The organism is Actinoplanes sp. HUAS TT8 (assembly GCF_051380535.1).
Classification (GTDB): Bacteria; Actinomycetota; Actinomycetes; order Mycobacteriales; family Micromonosporaceae; genus Actinoplanes.
Window position 1 is genome coordinate 532,218 of record NZ_CP195646.1, and the last position, 16,450, is coordinate 548,667.

The following is a 16,450-nucleotide window of genomic DNA, read 5'->3' on the forward strand; positions in this document are numbered from 1 at the left end:
GAAGACAGTGGTGGGCGGGTTTGTTGCTCTGACCGGGACCACCCGCGGACGTCGCCCTGGAGGGGGTCGCGTTCTGGGCGCGCCAGCGCCCTGCGGGCCCCGGAAGGGTCCCCGCGGGAGCGGCGGTCCGGACCACAGCGGAGACAGGACATGAAGATCTTGGGTTTGGGGGTTGGTGGACGGGTCCGCCGGGCGCGGAATGAGCTCTTGTAGGCTCGGCCGGTCACCCACGTCGATGTGAGTCGAGGGATCCACTAGATGAACGACGAGTCCGAGTTCCGTCCGGACCGTACGCAGGAGATGTTCCTTCCGATGGTGGCGCACGCGCAGCCGGTGCCGCCGCAGCACGGCGGGGCCGAGGTGATCGAGGCGGCCGCCTACCGGGGTGACACCGTCTTCGAGCGTGAGGTGATCGAGAAGCTGGCCGGGGCGGCCGCGCGGTCCGTGCCGGGGGTGGCCGAGCTGGGCGGGGACGTGGCCCGGTTCTTCAACGCCGTGCTGGACAAGGTGGGCCTGGACAAGGTCGGCGACGCGACGCGCGGGGTGTCGGCGAAGGTCGAGGGGACCTACGTCGACATCACGGTCATCCTGTGCCTGCGCGCCGGTGAGGTCGTGTCCGAGGTGACCAGTGAGGTGCGCGGGCGGGTGATCGAGGCCGTGGAGAAGTACGGCGTGCAGGTCAACAACTGCACGGTCAAGGTCGACGACATCCTCATGCCGGAGTGATCCAGCGGCGGCTGATCGCGGACGTCCGGGAGCGTTGCCGGACCGACGATCGGCTGGTGGCCGCGCTGATGTACGGCTCGTTCGTGTCCGGTGAGGCCGACGAGCACAGTGACATCGAGTTCTGGCTGTTCAGCGACGCCGCGATCGATGCCCGGGAGTGGATCGGGCCGGTTCAGCACCTGGTCGTGAACGAGTTCGGGGCGCACGTGGCGTTCTTCCCGGGCCTGGTCCGCGGGGAGTTCCACTTCGCCGGGGCGGACGGGATCGGGCAGGTGGCGACCTGGCCGACCCGGGACGTGGAGATCATCGTCGACCGGACGGGGGCGTTGCGGGCCGCGCTCGACGTGGCCAAGCCGCAGATCGTGACGGACGCCGCCGAGCTGTGCGGGCGGTTCGCGAACTGGCTGGTGCTCGCGCATCGGGTCGCGCGGCGCGGCGAACTGCTGCGGGCGATCGACGCCCTCGCGCACGTCCAGCGGCATCTGCTGTGGATGGCCCGGCTCGCCGAGGGCCGCACCGAGCACTGGCTGACCCCGTCCCGAGCGGCCGAGACCGACCTGCCGGCGCCGGTGGTCGCGGCCCTGCACCGGGCCACCGCCACCGCCGACCCCGAGTCGATCAGGGCAGCCCTCGACGCGGCCTGGGTGTGCGGACGCGGCTACTGGCCGGAGCCGGTCCCGGAAGCACTCTTCGCCGAGCTCGACAACCTATAGCCGGCACGTGCTCTCCCGGACGATCAAGCTCGTGGTCAGCTCCACGTGCCGATTGCCGATGGACTCCCCGCGGGCCAGCGCCAGCAGCGTCCCGGCGGCCTGCCGGCCCATGTCGCGCAGCGGCTGCCGGACCGTCGTCAGCGGCGGCGACGCCCAGGCGGCGCCCGGCAGATCGTCGAAGCCGACGACGCTGAGCTGCGCCGGAACCGAGATCCCGAGCCGGCGGGCCGCCTCGTAGACGCCCAGCGCCATGTAGTCGTTGGACGCGAAGATCGCGGTCGGCGGCTCGGCGCCCGCCATCAGCCGGCGCGCGGCGGCCAGCCCCGACTCGAAGTAGAAGTTTCCGCGCTCGACGGTGCCGTCGTGCCCGAGCGCCGCCCGGTAACCCTCCAGGCGGGACTTGCTGCACCACAACGTCTCGCTGCCGGCGATCATGGCGATCCGCCGGTGGCCGAGGTCCATCAGGTGCCGGGTCGCGGTGTACGCCCCGGCGAAGTTGGCCGCGTCCACGGTCGGCACCTCACCGGGGAGCGGCGACGCCGGGTCGAGGGCCACCATCGGGACGTTCAGGCTGCCCAGCGCGGTCCGCAGGGAACCCGACGAGCTGCCCGCGGCCAGGATCACGCCGTCGGTGCGGCCGATCCGCAACCGGCGCAGCAGCTGCTCGGTCGCGGTCGTGCCGCCGGTCAGCGACGACACCACGATCCCGACGCCGGCCGCGCTGGCCGCCGACTCGATGCCCTGGATGTGCTCGGTCTCCCAGGCACAGTCGATCTCCGGGAAGATCACGTCGATCAGGGCGATCCCGCCCGCCCGGAATGAGTTGCGGGCGCGATACCCGTGCTCGCGCAGCAGCTCCTCGACCCGCTCCCGGGTCATCGGAGAGACCCCGTCGCGCCCGTTGAGCACGCGGGACACGGTCGGCACCGACACGTTGGCGAGGGACGCGATGGTCTCCATCGTCACCCTTGACGAAGTCATGACTGAGACTTGTCTATGCCGGCCGCGTCCGTCAATCACAAATTCGGCGGTCAGAACTGCGGGCAGAGCCGTTCCCGGACGACCTTGATGATCTTCGGGGCGTCGGCCTGCTTCGTGCTGAACCGCTGGGTGGCCACGGTCGCCCACTCCTTCTCCGGGCGCGCCTTGAGGTCACGGCACTGGTCGCGACCGCGGTTGACCAGCGACTCCGCGTCCTGCGAGGTGACCAGCCCGGGGTCGATGCCCTTCAGATCGGCCAGGTAGGCCTCGGTGGTCGCCGCGTCCGGCTTCGGCGGGAACCCGAGCTGCGCCTCCATGCTGGCCCGCAGGTCGGGCGGCGCCGCCACCTGCGAATTCTGCGCGGCCGGGGCGATCGTCGAGTCGGAGCCGCTGGAACAACCGGCGAGGCTGACGGCGAGGGCGGCGACGGCGATGACAAGCTTGCGAGACATGCCCGGCTCAACGACGCCGACGCGGGAACAGGCACGGCCCCATTCTTTCCCGTACGGCGATGAGCACGCGCCCGTCGCGACGTCGTCGCCGCTCAGGCCGCTCACCGCCGTACGCAAAGAAAAATCAGCGGACCGCGAGCGCCGGGCCCGAGTTGTGCAGCAGCGGGAGCATGGCCGCCGGCGGCAGCGGGCGCGAGAACAGGTAGCCCTGCCCGGTGTCGCAGCCCAGTTCCCGCAGCCGATCGGCTTGGGGCCGGGTCTCGACCGCCTCGGCCGTGACGGTCACGCCGAGCACGTGCGCGAGCCGGATGATCGTCTCCACGATCTGCTCGTCGGCCGAGGCGACCGACGCCGGGTCGCGGAGTCCGTCCACGAACGGGCCGGCCAGCTTGAGGATGTGGATCGGCAGCCGGCGTAGGTAGGCCAGGTTCGAGTAACCGGTGCCGAAGTCGTCGATGGCGATCCGGATGCCACCGGCCGCGAGCACGTCGAGCGCGGCCAGCGGGGCCCCGTCGGTGTCCATGATCGCGCTCTCGGTCAGTTCCAGGACCAGCAGGCGCGGGTCGAGTCCGGTGTCGGCCAGGATCTTGGCGACCTCGGCCGGGAACCCGGGCTCGCGGGCCTGCGCCACGGTCACGTTGACGCTCATGAAGACCGGATTGTCGGGGAAGCTCCGCGCCCACTCGGCCGCCTGCGCGCACGCCTGCTGCAGCACGTGCCGGCCGAGCGCGACGATCACGCCGGTCTCCTCGGCCAGCGGGATGAACGAGTCCGGCGAGAGCGTGCCCAGCTGCGGATGCCGCCACCGGACCAGCGCCTCCACGCCGCGCAGCCGTTCGTCGGCCAGCGACACCAGCGGCTGGTAGACCACGGTGAACTCGTCGCGGTCGAGGGCGTCGGGCATGTCCGCGGCCAGCGCGTAGCGGGCGGCCTGCCGGGCGTTGCGGTCGGCGTCGTACATCACGTACCGGGCCCGGCCCTCCGACTTCGCGGTGTACAGGGTGAGGTCGGCTGCCTTCATCAGCTCGGCCGGTGTGGTGTCGGCGACGTCGCTGTCCACGACGCCGATGCTGGCCGAGACCCGCAGCCGGTGCCGCTCGATCTCGTACGGCCGGGTCAGCTCGCCCAGGGCCCGTTCGGCCAGTTCGCGCATCTCGGCCGGCCCGGACGGATCCCGGACCGCGATCACGAACTCGTCGCCGCTCATCCGCCCGGCGATCCGGCACGGCTCGTCCGCGCAGCCGGTGAGCCGCTCGGCCACCGCGACCAGCAGCGCGTCGCCGACCTGGTGGCCGAGCGTGTCGTTGACCCGCTTGAAACCGTCCAGGTCCAGGTAGCAGAGCCCGACCCGCCGGGCGTCGGCGAAGACCACGTCGAGGTGGGCGGCGATCATCGTCCGGTTCGGCAGGCCGGTCAGCGGGTCGTGGGTGGCCTGATGCTGCAGGTTCTCCTTGAGCCGGCGCCGGTCGGTGATGTCCTGCACCATCACCATGGTCAGCTCGGGGGCGCCGTGCTCGTCGCGGATCAGCGACGACGTCATGTCGGTCCAGACCGCCGAGCCGTCCTTGCGGAAGTACGCCTTCTCCAGCCGCACGTGATCCCGCTGCCCGCCGATCATCTCCTCGTACAGCTTCCACATGCCGGGCGGATCACTCGGATGCGCCAGCTGCGGAACGGTCAGCGCGCACATCTCGTCCGGCCGGTACCCGAGCAGGTCGGCGAAGGCCTGGTTGACCCGCACGATCCGCCCGTCCATGGTGCTGACCCCGATGCCGACCGCCGCGTTGTCGAAGATCGCCCGCAGCCGGGACTCGCTGTCGCGCAGCGCCCGCTCGACGCCCGCGTGCGCGTCCAGCACGGCCCGGGTCAGCTGCTCCTGCTCGGACATGGTGGCCTCGCGCAGCGCCTGGGCGAACCCGGCGGCGACCGCGGCCTGGATCCGGGTCGCCTCCGGCTCGTCGAAGAACGCCCCGATCAGCGTGATCGTGCCGGCCAGCACCGACGGGTCGGTCAGGTGGGCGGCGACCAGTTCCGCGCCGACCTCCCGGCCGGCCGTCGGCAGCCGGGTCGCGAGCCGGGCCAGCAGCGCCTCCAGCGCGGCGCCGTCGAGCGGGACGAAACCCTCGTACGCGATCCGCTGCAACCAGAGCCGGGCGAAACCGGTCACGGTTTGCGGCCGACGCCGGCGTACGCCCCCACTCGCTCAGGGTGCTCGTCGACTGGGTCGCCCGCGTCCGGGCGCCACTGCGGGATGAAGACCAGACCGGGTTCGACCAGATCGAAGCCTGCGAAGTACGCCGTGACGGCCGCCCGGTCGCGCAGCACGATCTCGGTGCCGGTGCGCCCGGACAGCCGCTGCGCCTCGACCACCTCGGGCGGCTGACCGTCGGCGGTCGCGTGCGAGATCAGCAGGAAACTGCCCGGCGCCACGGCCGCGCCGAGCGCCGCCACCAGCGCCGCCGGCCCGTCCGCGTCCGGCACGAAGTGCAGCACCCCGGCCAGCAGGACGGCGACCGGCTGGGACAGGTCGAGACCCAGCTTCTCCGACTCGGCCAGCACCCGGTCCACGTCGCGCATGTCGGCCAGGATCACGCCGGTCCCGTCGACCCCGGCCAGGATGGCCCGGCTGTGCTCGACCGCGACCGGGTCGATGTCGACGTAGACGACCCGGGAGCCGGGCGCGGCCTCCAGCGCGATCTCGTGCACGTTGCCGGCGGTCGGGATGCCCGAGCCGATGTCCAGGAACTGCCGCACGCCCTGGGCGGCCAGGTAGCGCACGGCGCGGCGCAGGAAGACCCGGTTCGACCGCATGGTCTCGCCGATGTTCGGCGTCATCGACGCGATCTGCTCGGCCAGGGCCCGGTCGACCGCGAAGTTGTGCGCGCCGCCGAGAAAGTAGTCGTACACCCGCGCCGCACTCGGAATGTTGACGTCGATGCCCGCGGGCACCCAGTCGCTCGACTCCGTCACCGTTTCCCCACGATCCTCTTCGGACAACCCGCCAAGAACCACAACTGTCTATCGTTCCTGGCTGCGGAAGGCAACCATCTGTTCGGCCGGGGCCGGGGCACCCCTTTGCCGGCTCAGCAGATTGGCCACGCCGTCGGCGGTCATCGGCTCACCCAGGTAGAAGCCCTGACCCACCGTGTAGCCGAGGTCGAGCAGCGCCGCCACCTGCTCCGGGCTCTCGATCCCCTCGGCCACCGTGCCCAGGCGCAACGCCCCGGCCAGCTGGATCACCGCCCGGGCCACGGCCCGCCGGGCATCGGTCGCGGCCGGACTCCCGTCGTCGATCTCGATGCCGTCCACGAACGACTTGTCGAGCTTGACGATCGAGGCCGGGAACGCGCGCAGCAGACTCAGCGACGACTCCCCGGTGCCGAAGTCGTCCAGGGCCAGCCGGATCCCCATCCGGTCCAGCTCGTACAACGCCCGCGACACCTGCTGGCCGCGCAGCACCGCCGACTCGGTCACCTCCAGGACCAGCCGCTCGCAGGGCAGACCGCTCTCGGCCAGCGCGGCCGCCACGTCGGCGACGAAGTCGGGGTCGTGCAGCTGCCGCGCCGACACGTTCAGCGCGGCCTCCTCCAGCCCGTCCGGACCGAACTCGGCCAGCCAGGCCGCCGCCTGCCGGCACGTCTCCCGCAGCACGAACCGGCCCAGCGGCACGATCAGGCCGGTCCGCTCGGCCGCCGGGATGAAATCGGCCGGGCTGACCAGCCCACGCTCCGGATGGTGCCACCGGACCAGCGCCTCGACCCCGATCACCCGGTTCACGTCGAGGCGCACCAGCGGCTGGTAGACCACCCGGAACTCGTCGCCGTCCAGGGCCCGCCGCAGCTCACCGCCGAGCTGCATGTGGGCCAGGACCGGCTCACCCATGCCGTCCGCGTACCGCACCGAGTTGGCCTTGCCGCGCTGCTTGGCCATGTACATCGCCACGTCGGCGTTGCGCAGCACCTCGTCGGCGGAGTCGCCGGGCGCGGCGTCGGCGATCCCGATGCTGGCCTGCACCAGCAGGCGGTGCCCGCTGATCGGATGGGCCAGCGCACCCAGCAGCCGGCAGGCCAGATCATCAGGATCAGAACCGGTCAGCAGTACGGCGAACTCGTCGCCCCCCACCCGTACCGGAAGCGCGTTTTTCCCGGCCTGCGCCCGCAGCAACCCGGCCACCGACACCAGCAGCTCGTCGCCCACCCCGTGACCGAGCAGATCGTTCACCGTCTTGAAGTCGTCCAGGTCGATGAGCAGCACGGACGTCGGCCCGCCGCCGGCCAGCGCCGCGGTCAGCCGCTCCCGGAACAACGCCCGGTTGGCCAGCCCGGTCAGCCCGTCGTGGCTCACCTCGTACTGCAGCCGCTCCTCCTGCACCCGCGCGATCCGCAGCAGCCGGGCGTTCTCCCGATAGGCCAGGTACTGCCGGACCATGACCAGCGCGGTCACCACCACCGCGGCGATCAGCACCACCCGCACCGGCCAGCGCAGCGGCGCCCCGAACGCGATGGCGACCAGCGGCACGTCGGCCAGGATCATCGCCAGGTACGGCAACAGGGTGCCCGGCCGGACCGGCTCCCGGCGCGCTCCACGATCGGCGCGGATCTGCGCCGCCACCCCGAGCGTGATCAGCAGCGGCGCCAGCGGCAGCACGAACGCCTGAGCCGGCACACTGCCGATCAGACCGAACCGCACGGCCAGCACCGCCGCCACCCCGGCCGGCAGCCCACCGGCGGCCGCGACCAGCCGCATCGCCACCCGATCGACCGGACCGCCGTCGATGTACGACACCTTCGTCGCCGCGCTCACCGTCACCAGCAGACCGAGCCCCACCAGCACCATCGCCTGCCGGCTCCACGGCTCCCGGGCCGACAGCATCGGGGCAAGACCGGCATACCACAACACGGCCGCGCAGCCGAGGAACGCGATCGTCCGATCCAGCGCCATCCGCCACCGCTCGGCCCCGCCCGGCGCGACCACCGGCACCCGGCCCAGCGTCCAGATCGCGATCAGGAACCCGACCGCCGCGCAGGCCGCGGCCAACGGCGGCATGCTGCGGGTATGCGCCTGACTGACGTGGGTCAACATGTCCACGGCCATCCACGCATACCCGGACGCGATCACCGCCACCGAGATCAGCACACCCCGCCAGAACCGGGCCGCCACCGGATCCGGCTCGGGACTACGGCGGATCAGATGCAGCACGGACGCGACCGCGAACACCCCACCGGCCGGCGCGAACACATACGCAACCGCTTCGACACCGACCCCGAACCCCAGGAAACCCACACACCAGACGGTCCCGAGCAGGGCCGTCGCCGCGGCCGCGAGCACATGCCGCCGAGCCGTCGTCTGAAGCATCTCCCGGGTCACGCGCCCGACCCTAGCGAGTCCGATGTGGAGCAAAACTCCCCCGAACGTTCGGAACCCGTCTATGCGCCACGGCCCGAGCCGATGAGCAGAACGGTCCGATCGGGCCAGCCGTCCCGGTCCTGCCCCGCCGCCGGCGGCCGCATCACGGCGATCCGCACCTCCCGCGGCCACCATCGGGTCGGCTCCCGCCACGTGCACTCCACCATCCTCGCCCGGGGGTCATCAGCGCAATCCCCGAGCCGCTCCCAACGGCCGAGCTGCCCCGCGATCAGATCCCGGGTCTGGATCCAGGAGGAATTCAGATCCATCGCGTACGTCGTGACGGTCGCCTTCCCCCGCCCGCTCCGCAACCCCAGCGCGATGATCCCGGCGCGCGTCTCCACGTCGACCCGGTACGCCCCGCCCTCGGGCAGCGAGGTGGTCGCCCCGTCCGGCGGGACGATCGCCTGCGGTCGGCCGGCGGCCCGCCACCGTACGAGAGCAATCCCCCCGACCGCGAGAAGACCCACCACCAGCAGGCCCGTCGTGAGAATCCGCCAGTTGGTCCGCACAGCCGCAGTCTAGGTACGACACTGTGCCCCCGGCATCAGCCGTTGGATCAACCCGCGAACATCACATCGCCCGGATAAACTCCCCGCCCGCCCACAACGAAAGTTTGGGCTTCGATACGACCGTCCTACGGTGGAGTCGGCTCGTCGGCCGTCGCGGCCGTGTGGCGTGCATCGGCCACGCATGGTCAGCATGTCGCGTAGATGCGTCTTGTGTCCTGGGCCAGCGGCGGGTTGCCCCCATCGCATCGACACACATAAGTTGAATTCCATGGGGGACGCTGATGCGGCCGAAGTGTGGTTGGAGTCGTGGGTAGCCAGAGTCGATGCTCAGGCGTCCCATACGGTGGAGTTGTCCCGTCGGGTGGCCGCACTCACCGGTGTAGCACGCAGCCGAGACGGGTCCATTGCCGTCAAGGTCGGCTCTTCAGGCCGACTGGAATCACTTGACATCGACGACCGCGCCCTCCGGGTCTCTGGTGCAGAGCTGAGCCGGGAGATCATGGCGGTGATCCGGCATGCGCAGGCACAGCTGTCGGCGCAGGTCACCGAGCAGGTACGTCAGACCGTCGGGCTGGGCACCGAGACCGGGCAAGCGGTGATCCACTCCTATGCGACGCGCTTTCCGGGAGGACCGGCCGACGAACGGCGTGACCGCCGTGGCTGGTGAGCTGTTTCAGTTTCCCGTCGGTGATGTGCGGCGGCACGCCGACAGTACCGATGTGGTCGCCGACGCGGTCGAGCTGGCCCGTACCGCAGTCCGTGAGGTCACCATGGACACTCAGGCGTACGGGCAGCTGTGCCAGTTTCTGCCCGGCCTGTTGAGCCCGATTTTTGCCTTGGCCGCCGGCGCGCTGACAGAGACCGGCGAGTCGCTGCGCGAGACCGCCTTCAACCTTCGGGCGGCCGTTGCGGGCGTCACGGACATCGACACGACGGCCGCCGACGGCATTCGTCATGCCGGCCTGCCTGGCAACGGCCCCGGGCACCGCCCGTCGTGACCAATCCGCTGGTGGTCCACGGCTCCGACTCGACGACCCGATACACCGGTCTCGGACTGATCGAGGACGCGGCGGACATCACCAACGGCATCCGCAATCACAGCTGGGTCGACCCGGCCCTTGGCGGGGTCGGCGCCGGCCTGGACATGCTCTCGCTGGCTGTCGACCCGCTCGGCACCCTGGTCTCCTGGGGCGTTGCCTGGCTGATGGAACACGTCAAACCCCTCAAGGAAGCCCTGGACTGGCTTGCCGGCAACGCTGACGAGGTCGCCGCGCATGCGGCGACCTGGACCAACGTCGCCGCCTTGACCGAACAAGCCCGCCAGCAGTACATCGATCGGCTGCGTACTGAAGTCGCCGACTGGTTTGGCATGTCCGGTGATGCCTACCGTGCACACGCCGACGCGCACCTGAACGTGCTGGAAGCCCTGGTAACTGCTGCGCATGGCATCTCTTACGCAGTCGAAGGCGCTGGCCTACTCGTTGCGCTGGTCCGCGGCATCGTTCGCGACCTGATCGCCGAATTCATTGGGACTCTCGCCGCACGCCTACCCCAATGGCTCGCGGAAGAGGGGCTCACCCTCGGCATTGCCAGCCCTCTCGTCGCGGGTCAAGTGGCGACCCTGGTCGCCAAGTGGGTCCACAGAATCCAACACTTCGTCCGTGCCCTGCTCAACAGCCTGCGCAGGCTCCATCCCATGCTCGACAGACTGGCTGGCGTCTTTGAGAAGTCGCAGGCCCACAGTCATGATCTTGCCCGTACCGATCCTACCGTCCCGGCCACCGGCGAGTTTCGGGCCGACTTTCCCCGCGGCGCTGACTTTATCGACGACGGTGAAGGCATCTCCGAACGTGCCGCCGAAGCGTACCGGCGCATTCGCAACAGCCCGCAGGACACGGCTGCCGTAGCCGCCAGCACCGGCATCGACCCACGAATCATCGAAGGTATGCGGCAGAACCTGTTCGTCCAGCAACATGACGTTCCCCTCGGGCCCAACCAGGTCGAGCGCGGCTACTTCACTCCTGATGAAACCATCGCCGATCTCTGGGACGGAGCATCCAGAGGAACGCTGAGTCCGGCGAAGATCTCTGAATTTCGAAATCTCGCTGCCCATGAGTACGTGGAGAACAAGCTGATGGAGGCCGGTCTTCCCTACAGATCGTCCCATCCTGATGCCTTCGACGCCGACGGTGACCGCATCGTCCATCGTGACCATCCGGGTGCCCACGACTTGGCGCCACATCAATACCGGCCTGACGCGCCGCTCGGACATTGGCGGCTGTTCGGCCTGGACAACTCTGGACTTCGCCTGGCTGATGATCTGTCGAATCTCGATGAGGTCGTCGATGCCGCCATGCAAGGATTGAGACGATGACACCTGAGGAATCCGTACGCGCCACAGCTACTCGTTTGGCTGCCGTTGACTGGGGACGTCATGGCGACAGGGCGTGGTCCAAGGCGGCTCTTCTGAAGGAGTACTTCCGCCGCCTGGCCTGCTGGGCCGCGGCCTATGACTGTGACTCCCCGGTGCCGTTCTTCGACCTCGCCCGATGTGTTTCCCCTGATGTCAGCGTCGACCAGGAAGTTCTCGACGATCTGCTGAGGGCGTTGGAGGCCAAGGGGGCAGGACGAAACATCGCCCAGGTGACTCCGTTCATTCTGCGCTGGGCGGCTCTGCGGGCAACGCCTGGCACCGAGTTCCCCGCACATTTGGAGGATCCCTTCGAGCCGCTGGTGCTGCTCTGCGAACGAGGTGGTGGCTTCCACACCGAGCACGGCGCGGTCGATCTGGAACTGAAGTCGGTTCGCATGGCCGGTTGGCGCAGGCGAGCTGAGGATCCACCGATGCCGAGCTTCGCCCCGGAGGATCTCGACGAGATAGACCGGGCCGGATCGATCGCTCAGTTCGGCTACGTCATCGATTCCCTCTAGCAATTGACGTTGCCGGCACGCCCGGGGTCATCGCGCTCTCCGGCGGGCGTCCGAGCGGACGTTGCGCCGCCGTCGTCCGTCTCGAAGGTCAACTCCTGACTCTGCGTCCGGGCGAGGCCGTCCACGGCCTACCGTAAGAGCCATGCGACGCATCATCACGACGTTCGGCCTGGTCACGGCACTGGTCGTGGCCATGTCGGCGCCGGCCGCAGCGGTCGGCGCGACCACCGTCGATCAGCTCGAAGCAGCCCTGCCCGCCGCGGTCGATCTGCCGACCGGCTACACCGTGTCCGGAGGACCGTACACCGACGAGACCTGGTTGTTCGGATATGGGCGGCCGTGCGACAACGACGAGGACAAGTCCGGGCGGAAGGCAACTGCGGTCACTCAGGAATACCGGTCCGGCAGTGATCGCCATTTGGAGATGGTGGTTGCCGCGCCGGGCTCGTACTGGGCTCGGGAGTTCGTTCGCCACTGGGCCGACCGGCCCATCCGCTGCCCGCACAACACGAACGCGGCGTACGGCAGCGTCGAGATGGATTACACCAGCATGCCGCTGCCGGCGGTCGGTGACGCCTCGGCCGGCGTCATCACCGTCCTCACCGGGCAGATGAGACTGGACGGCCTGCCCGGCCCGGCAAACCCGGCGCGTGAACTCTCCGCCGCGGTCGCCGTCGGCGACCTGCTCGGATTCTACGAACTGCATGGGGTCACCCCGGCCGACGGCGCCGGGTTCATGGAGTTCGTCGCCAGGAGCGCGGCGAAACTAATCCGCATCAAGGGTCAGCTCGACGCCTCAAACGGTCCTGCTCGCGAGCGGCCTCCTTCAGGAACGCGGTGACGACGGGGAGCGGCAGGCTGCTGTCGGTCAGCAGCACCTCGGCCTCACTCGGATCATCATGCGAGAACAGGACCGTCACCAGGCCTGGTCCCACCTCTCTGTCCACGATCTCGGCCAGCTCCAGCGCGGGGCCGTCATGCCGTATTGCATCGTGATAGGCCATCACCTGGAACCGCCGGCCCCCGTGCTCCAGATATCCGATCACCGGTCGTACTCGAAGACCTTGGCGGCCAGGTCGATCATGATGTCGAGGATATAGGCGTAGCCGCCACCAACCGGAAACTCCTCGACAGTCGATTTCGTCGCCGATGCCGTCATCTTCGAAGAAGCACGCGCGCCAGAAGCTCGGGTCTTTCAGGCGTTCCTGGAGATCCGCGGGCAGCGGCATGCGCGGCAACCCAGCAAGGTGCCTCCGACGGCGTGTCGAGACGCTGCCGATTCCCCCGGCACGCCGGCGACCGCCGGGTTCAGAGGTAGCTGACGCCGGTCAGTTCCTCGGCCACCGCCCAGAGCCGCTTGGCGACAGCCGGATCTGCCGCTTCCCGGCCGAGCCGGGCCTCGGTGACGCGCCCCCGCGTCTCCCAGAATCCGGACGGGCCGAAGAACTGACCGCCCCGCACATCGGGGTCGGTGGCAGCGCGCAACTGTGGCAACGTGCCCTGTTCCACCGATTGGGTGGCCAGCAGCCCGAGTGAGGCGATCAGTTGCCCGAGACGGCCGCGGTGTTCCCAGGCTCGGGGGTCAGGTTGGTACGGGTGAGCCAGCGTGCTTATGATCGGCGAGCCAGCGGCCGCTAGCCGCGTCGTAGCGGCCGTTGATCAGTCGGTGACGTCGGCGTTCAGGAACCTGATGAGGCTGCGCGAGTGAGCCGAGCGGCGGGACGATCGCGGCGTAGGCCGTGCAGGTTTCCAGCACTCGTACAGGATTTGCACCGGGCGCACTGCACAACCTCGCGGTAATGCCAGCGGCGTCGGACAGTAGCTGATAAGACTCCCCCTCTCCCCGGGGATGGGGCGCAGGTCCGTCCACCGCCCTCCGATGTTGCGACCCGCGTCGTCAGTGCCGACTTCGTGGGCAACCTGGGCGAGCGCTGAACCTGCGCTTCATCATCGGCGTGTACCTATTCGAAGATGCAACGCATCGCGATCGCGGTCCGTCTTCTGACATCGGCTTGGACAGCCCTTGAGAGTCGGACACCCCGGCCTTTCGTGTTTCGGAGGTGGTCAGGTGCCAGGGGATGAAGCGGTGATGAGTTGCGAGAGTTTCCGAGGAGGTCGGCGTGACCGATGGCATCATCTATGACACCAGGTTTTACGCCGCCCTCGAAGCTGAGGTGAACGCGTTCCGCAAAGCCCTGACGAAACGCTGGCGCAAAGAGGTCGCGAATGCCTGCTGGGAGAACAGCCCGTTCAGGACCGCGTTCCACCGGTACCAGGCTCCCTATGGGGAGGACCTCTGGGATTACTGGGATTCGATCAACCGGCTCCACCTGATCTACGGTCCATGCGAGGTCGTCGAATGGGCGGCTCCGGCGTGTTGGTCACGAACGATCGCTACGGCAACCAGGTGATCGCGCCGAGCGAGATCACCTGCGGCATGAATACGATCATGGAGCACGTCGAGTACTGGGCGCACGCCGAAGGCAGCGCGGTCCTCGGTAAGCTGCCACAGTTCGACACGCATGATCAGCGCGCGATCGAGGGTGCGCAGCAGGCGCTCCTTGCGATCGGTGGCGCCCTCGGCCTGAAGTCCGCCGCCGGCTCCGACCCCGGCTTCGCCCCCGCGAGCAGCACCGACCTGATCAACAAGGTCACCAAGCTCATCGGCGAGGACGGCGAGAACGCCGGCTGGTACGTAGGCTGGACCGGGCTGGCCGCCGACAAACTCAAAGGCGGCTTCTTCGCCTCGATCGCCCCAACCTTGTACAACCAGGCCAGGATCGCCGCGAGCATCCACAAGCTCTACAGCGCCAGGGGCACCATCATCGAGGAGATGCGCTCCGGCTCATTGAAGATTCTCGGCGATGCCGGCAAGGCCCTCGACGAGACCAAAGAGGTCACCACCGACCTCAACCCGGTCTGGCAGACCTTTCAGGGGATGGGCACGGCACTCAGCATCATCGGCGGCTGGAACCCGGTCACCGGAGCTGTCGGCGCGAGCGTCCAGCTCGTTGGCATCCTCGGGCAGAACTTTGCGCCTCAGATCAAATATACGGAGTACGCCCACGATGTCGAGGCGGTGATCACTAAGCTCTGGGCCCATCTCGACGAGCAGTCCCACGACCTGTTCTCCCGGGAGAACGACTACAGCAACGGCATCGATAGCCTCCGCGACACCGTCTTCGGGATCAACAGCTTCAACCTGGAGTTGTATGACCTGACCGAGAACACGGCCACCGGCCATGCCGACAGCAAAGCATTCCACGCCGAGATCGATGCCGTCCTGGAGCTCGCCGACACGTGCTACGAATGCGCGGAGATCTACGAGCGTCAGCTCATTCCAAAAATCTCCACGGTCCAAGCAGCCGACGCCTCACTGGCCACGGCTGACGGATCCGAAGGCCGCGCCGACCCCAAGGTCAAAGCCATGGTCGTGGAGTACAGCGAATACTTGAAGACCGCATGCGGCCGCCTCTACCTCGCGGGCGAGCAGATCAAAGCGGCGGCGCAGGCCTACTCGGCGACGGACACCCGGGCCAAGGCCGAGTTCGAGTCCGTCATGCGGGACTGGGACGAGCCGCCCGCTCCGGCCCAGTCCCGGGCCTGGGCCGGGGACACCGACCGCAGCGGCTGGCAGGTGCACGTTCCGGGTGCGCCCTCGTACGTCAACGACACGACCCCTGGTGACAACGACCCGAACGGGCCCGACTACGCGACGGAGCAGACCCACTGATGAGACTCATGGTGACCGGCGCAGTCGTCATGCTCCTGCTGGCGGGCTGCAACTCGCCCGCCGACCCCGAGAACGGCGAGTCGACGCCGCCATCTCAGCCGCCGTCCCCGGCAGCGTCCAGTGTCCAGCGAGCTACGGAGGCCGAACTCAGCGCGGTCTGCGACGCACTGGACAAAACGGTGACGCTGCCAGGCGACGGGACCGTCAAATACAACACCAAGTTCAGCCTCAAGACGTCCGCAACGAACACACCTATGTGCGACATCGAACCGGACGGCAAGTACTACGACGTGGCCACCAAGGTGCCTGTCTTCGGCCGAGCCGAGTTCAACTACGGCCGATACACCGACCAAGAGATGCTCCAGGTCAGGTATGGAAAGTACACACCCGAGACGGTCGAGAACGTGCTCACCCTCGATCAAGCGGATCCGTTGACCGACGAGTTGCCGTGCGCGGTAGAGCCCTGCAAGGACGGCGTTCACGGATACCAATACAACTTCCGCTTCGAGGCCGTCATGGGCAGCAATATCTCGGTGGACGCGCGGTACGACTTCATCACGACGGACGTGAGGGGGGACAAGAAGCCGCAGTACCAGGAACAGGCGATCGAGGCATTCAAGGCTTCGATGCAAGCCATCGCCGCCGGACTCAAATAGTGGTCTCCAGTAGTAGCCGATCCACCCGATCACCAGCCTTGAACACGACCTGTGGCCGGTGTTCGCAGGCCCGCGTCCTCGCCGGCGCTTACAACAAGGTCACCTTCGCCGATGCCGGCCAGATCCCGGGGAACTGGCGATGACCGCTCGCAGCAGGATGCGAGCTGCGGCGCAAATGCCGGCTGCATCGGCGATGGTCCTGTCCGCCTGCTCAGGGGGAGGCCAGGGGCCAAGGCATAGCTGCTGCGCCGTATCGCGGCTTGCCACCAAACAGGGTGGGTGCGGTGGTGCCTTGGGTTGCCGAACGCCGGCACTGGCGGTCGGTTGCGGGTTCGAGTCC

Annotated in this window: 18 protein-coding genes; 10 read left to right on the plus strand and 8 right to left on the minus strand. The window is 68.7% G+C overall.

Features of this window, described 5'->3' with window-relative positions; translation table 11 throughout:
- Window positions 1-258 precede the first annotated feature (258 nt).
- A complete protein-coding gene (locus tag ACSHV8_RS02265; protein ID WP_436528873.1) occupies window positions 259-726 on the plus strand; it encodes an Asp23/Gls24 family envelope stress response protein in 468 nt (155 codons plus the stop codon).
- Complete coding sequence (locus ACSHV8_RS02270; RefSeq protein ID WP_436528875.1) at window positions 723-1,439, plus strand: hypothetical protein; 717 nt, start codon at window positions 723-725, stop codon at window positions 1,437-1,439. The genes ACSHV8_RS02265 and ACSHV8_RS02270 overlap by 4 nt, the downstream gene beginning before the upstream one ends.
- Here the strand turns inward: ACSHV8_RS02270 and ACSHV8_RS02275 are convergent.
- From ACSHV8_RS02275 to ACSHV8_RS02300, 6 genes are all read right to left on the minus strand, one after another.
- Window positions 1,434-2,420, minus strand: a complete 987-nt coding sequence (locus ACSHV8_RS02275; protein ID WP_436528877.1) for a LacI family DNA-binding transcriptional regulator — start codon at window positions 2,418-2,420, stop codon at window positions 1,434-1,436. The two genes, ACSHV8_RS02270 and ACSHV8_RS02275, sit on opposite strands and share 6 nt — an antisense overlap.
- A gap of 50 nt (window positions 2,421-2,470) precedes the next feature.
- Window positions 2,471-2,872, minus strand: coding sequence for a hypothetical protein (locus ACSHV8_RS02280; protein WP_436528879.1), 402 nt, complete (start codon window positions 2,870-2,872; stop codon window positions 2,471-2,473).
- Between the two features lie 124 nt (window positions 2,873-2,996).
- Window positions 2,997-5,039, minus strand: a complete 2,043-nt coding sequence (locus ACSHV8_RS02285; protein WP_436528880.1) for a putative bifunctional diguanylate cyclase/phosphodiesterase — start codon at window positions 5,037-5,039, stop codon at window positions 2,997-2,999.
- Window positions 5,036-5,842, minus strand: a complete 807-nt coding sequence (locus ACSHV8_RS02290) for an SAM-dependent methyltransferase (protein WP_436528882.1) — start codon at window positions 5,840-5,842, stop codon at window positions 5,036-5,038. Before ACSHV8_RS02290 ends, ACSHV8_RS02285 begins: the two co-directional genes overlap by 4 nt.
- 48 nt (window positions 5,843-5,890) lie before the next feature.
- Complete coding sequence (locus ACSHV8_RS02295; RefSeq protein WP_436528884.1) at window positions 5,891-8,239, minus strand: putative bifunctional diguanylate cyclase/phosphodiesterase; 2,349 nt, start codon at window positions 8,237-8,239, stop codon at window positions 5,891-5,893.
- Window positions 8,240-8,298: 59 nt separating this feature from the next.
- Window positions 8,299-8,790 carry a hypothetical protein gene (locus tag ACSHV8_RS02300; protein ID WP_436528886.1) on the minus strand — a complete coding sequence of 164 codons (492 nt, stop codon included), beginning with the start codon at window positions 8,788-8,790 and terminating at the stop codon, window positions 8,299-8,301.
- 268 nt (window positions 8,791-9,058) lie between these two features.
- Here ACSHV8_RS02300 and ACSHV8_RS02305 point away from each other — a divergent pair, with 268 nt between their 5' ends.
- The 5 genes from ACSHV8_RS02305 to ACSHV8_RS02325 all read left to right on the plus strand — a co-directional run bounded on the left by ACSHV8_RS02305 (window position 9,059) and on the right by ACSHV8_RS02325 (window position 12,562).
- Window positions 9,059-9,457, plus strand: coding sequence for a YbaB/EbfC family nucleoid-associated protein (locus ACSHV8_RS02305; protein ID WP_436528888.1), 399 nt, complete (start codon window positions 9,059-9,061; stop codon window positions 9,455-9,457).
- Window positions 9,447-9,788 carry a hypothetical protein gene (locus ACSHV8_RS02310; RefSeq protein WP_436528890.1) on the plus strand — a complete coding sequence of 114 codons (342 nt, stop codon included), beginning with the start codon at window positions 9,447-9,449 and terminating at the stop codon, window positions 9,786-9,788. Before ACSHV8_RS02305 ends, ACSHV8_RS02310 begins: the two co-directional genes overlap by 11 nt.
- A complete protein-coding gene (locus ACSHV8_RS02315; RefSeq protein WP_436528891.1) occupies window positions 9,785-11,164 on the plus strand; it encodes a hypothetical protein in 1,380 nt (459 codons plus the stop codon). Before ACSHV8_RS02310 ends, ACSHV8_RS02315 begins: the two co-directional genes overlap by 4 nt.
- A complete protein-coding gene (locus ACSHV8_RS02320) occupies window positions 11,161-11,721 on the plus strand; it encodes a hypothetical protein (RefSeq protein ID WP_436528892.1) in 561 nt (186 codons plus the stop codon). Before ACSHV8_RS02315 ends, ACSHV8_RS02320 begins: the two co-directional genes overlap by 4 nt.
- Before the next feature lie 142 nt (window positions 11,722-11,863).
- Window positions 11,864-12,562, plus strand: a complete 699-nt coding sequence (locus ACSHV8_RS02325) for a hypothetical protein (RefSeq protein ID WP_436528894.1) — start codon at window positions 11,864-11,866, stop codon at window positions 12,560-12,562.
- Here the strand turns inward: ACSHV8_RS02325 and ACSHV8_RS02330 are convergent.
- Together ACSHV8_RS02330 and ACSHV8_RS02335 are read right to left on the minus strand one after the other, a co-directional pair.
- A complete protein-coding gene (locus ACSHV8_RS02330; RefSeq protein WP_436528896.1) occupies window positions 12,498-12,950 on the minus strand; it encodes a hypothetical protein in 453 nt (150 codons plus the stop codon). The genes ACSHV8_RS02325 and ACSHV8_RS02330 overlap by 65 nt on opposite strands.
- 79 nt (window positions 12,951-13,029) lie before the next feature.
- Window positions 13,030-13,206: a hypothetical protein gene (locus ACSHV8_RS02335; RefSeq protein WP_436528898.1), complete on the minus strand. Its 177-nt coding sequence runs from the start codon at window positions 13,204-13,206 to the stop codon at window positions 13,030-13,032.
- A 635-nt stretch (window positions 13,207-13,841) separates the two neighbouring features.
- Here ACSHV8_RS02335 and ACSHV8_RS02340 point away from each other — a divergent pair.
- From ACSHV8_RS02340 to ACSHV8_RS02350, 3 genes are read left to right on the plus strand one after another with little or no spacing between them, the layout of a single operon-like run.
- Entirely contained in the window at window positions 13,842-14,132 is a 291-nt protein-coding gene (locus ACSHV8_RS02340) for a hypothetical protein (RefSeq protein WP_436528899.1), read from the plus strand.
- Window positions 14,081-15,454, plus strand: a complete 1,374-nt coding sequence (locus ACSHV8_RS02345) for a hypothetical protein (protein WP_436528901.1) — start codon at window positions 14,081-14,083, stop codon at window positions 15,452-15,454. Before ACSHV8_RS02340 ends, ACSHV8_RS02345 begins: the two co-directional genes overlap by 52 nt.
- The gene (locus ACSHV8_RS02350) at window positions 15,454-16,110 is read left to right on the plus strand and encodes a hypothetical protein (protein ID WP_436528903.1); all 657 of its coding nucleotides are present in this window, start codon (window positions 15,454-15,456) and stop codon (window positions 16,108-16,110) included. The genes ACSHV8_RS02345 and ACSHV8_RS02350 overlap by 1 nt, the downstream gene beginning before the upstream one ends.
- Window positions 16,111-16,450: the final 340 nt, after the last annotated feature.

Bases quoted from the DNA above. Each gene is read 5' to 3' on its own strand.
- ACSHV8_RS02265 (WP_436528873.1), top strand. From the start codon at position 259: ATGAACGACGAGTCCGAGTTCCGTCCGGACCGTACGCAGGAGATGTTC.
- ACSHV8_RS02345 (WP_436528901.1), top strand. From the start codon at position 14,081: ATGGGCGGCTCCGGCGTGTTGGTCACGAACGATCGCTACGGCAACCAG.
- ACSHV8_RS02280 (WP_436528879.1), bottom strand. From the start codon at position 2,872: ATGTCTCGCAAGCTTGTCATCGCCGTCGCCGCCCTCGCCGTCAGCCTC.
- ACSHV8_RS02330 (WP_436528896.1), bottom strand. From the start codon at position 12,950: ATGCCGCTGCCCGCGGATCTCCAGGAACGCCTGAAAGACCCGAGCTTC.
- ACSHV8_RS02275 (WP_436528877.1), bottom strand. From the start codon at position 2,420: ATGACTTCGTCAAGGGTGACGATGGAGACCATCGCGTCCCTCGCCAAC.
- ACSHV8_RS02350 (WP_436528903.1), top strand. From the start codon at position 15,454: ATGAGACTCATGGTGACCGGCGCAGTCGTCATGCTCCTGCTGGCGGGC.
- ACSHV8_RS02325 (WP_436528894.1), top strand. From the start codon at position 11,864: ATGCGACGCATCATCACGACGTTCGGCCTGGTCACGGCACTGGTCGTG.
- ACSHV8_RS02305 (WP_436528888.1), top strand. From the start codon at position 9,059: ATGGGGGACGCTGATGCGGCCGAAGTGTGGTTGGAGTCGTGGGTAGCC.
- ACSHV8_RS02320 (WP_436528892.1), top strand. From the start codon at position 11,161: ATGACACCTGAGGAATCCGTACGCGCCACAGCTACTCGTTTGGCTGCC.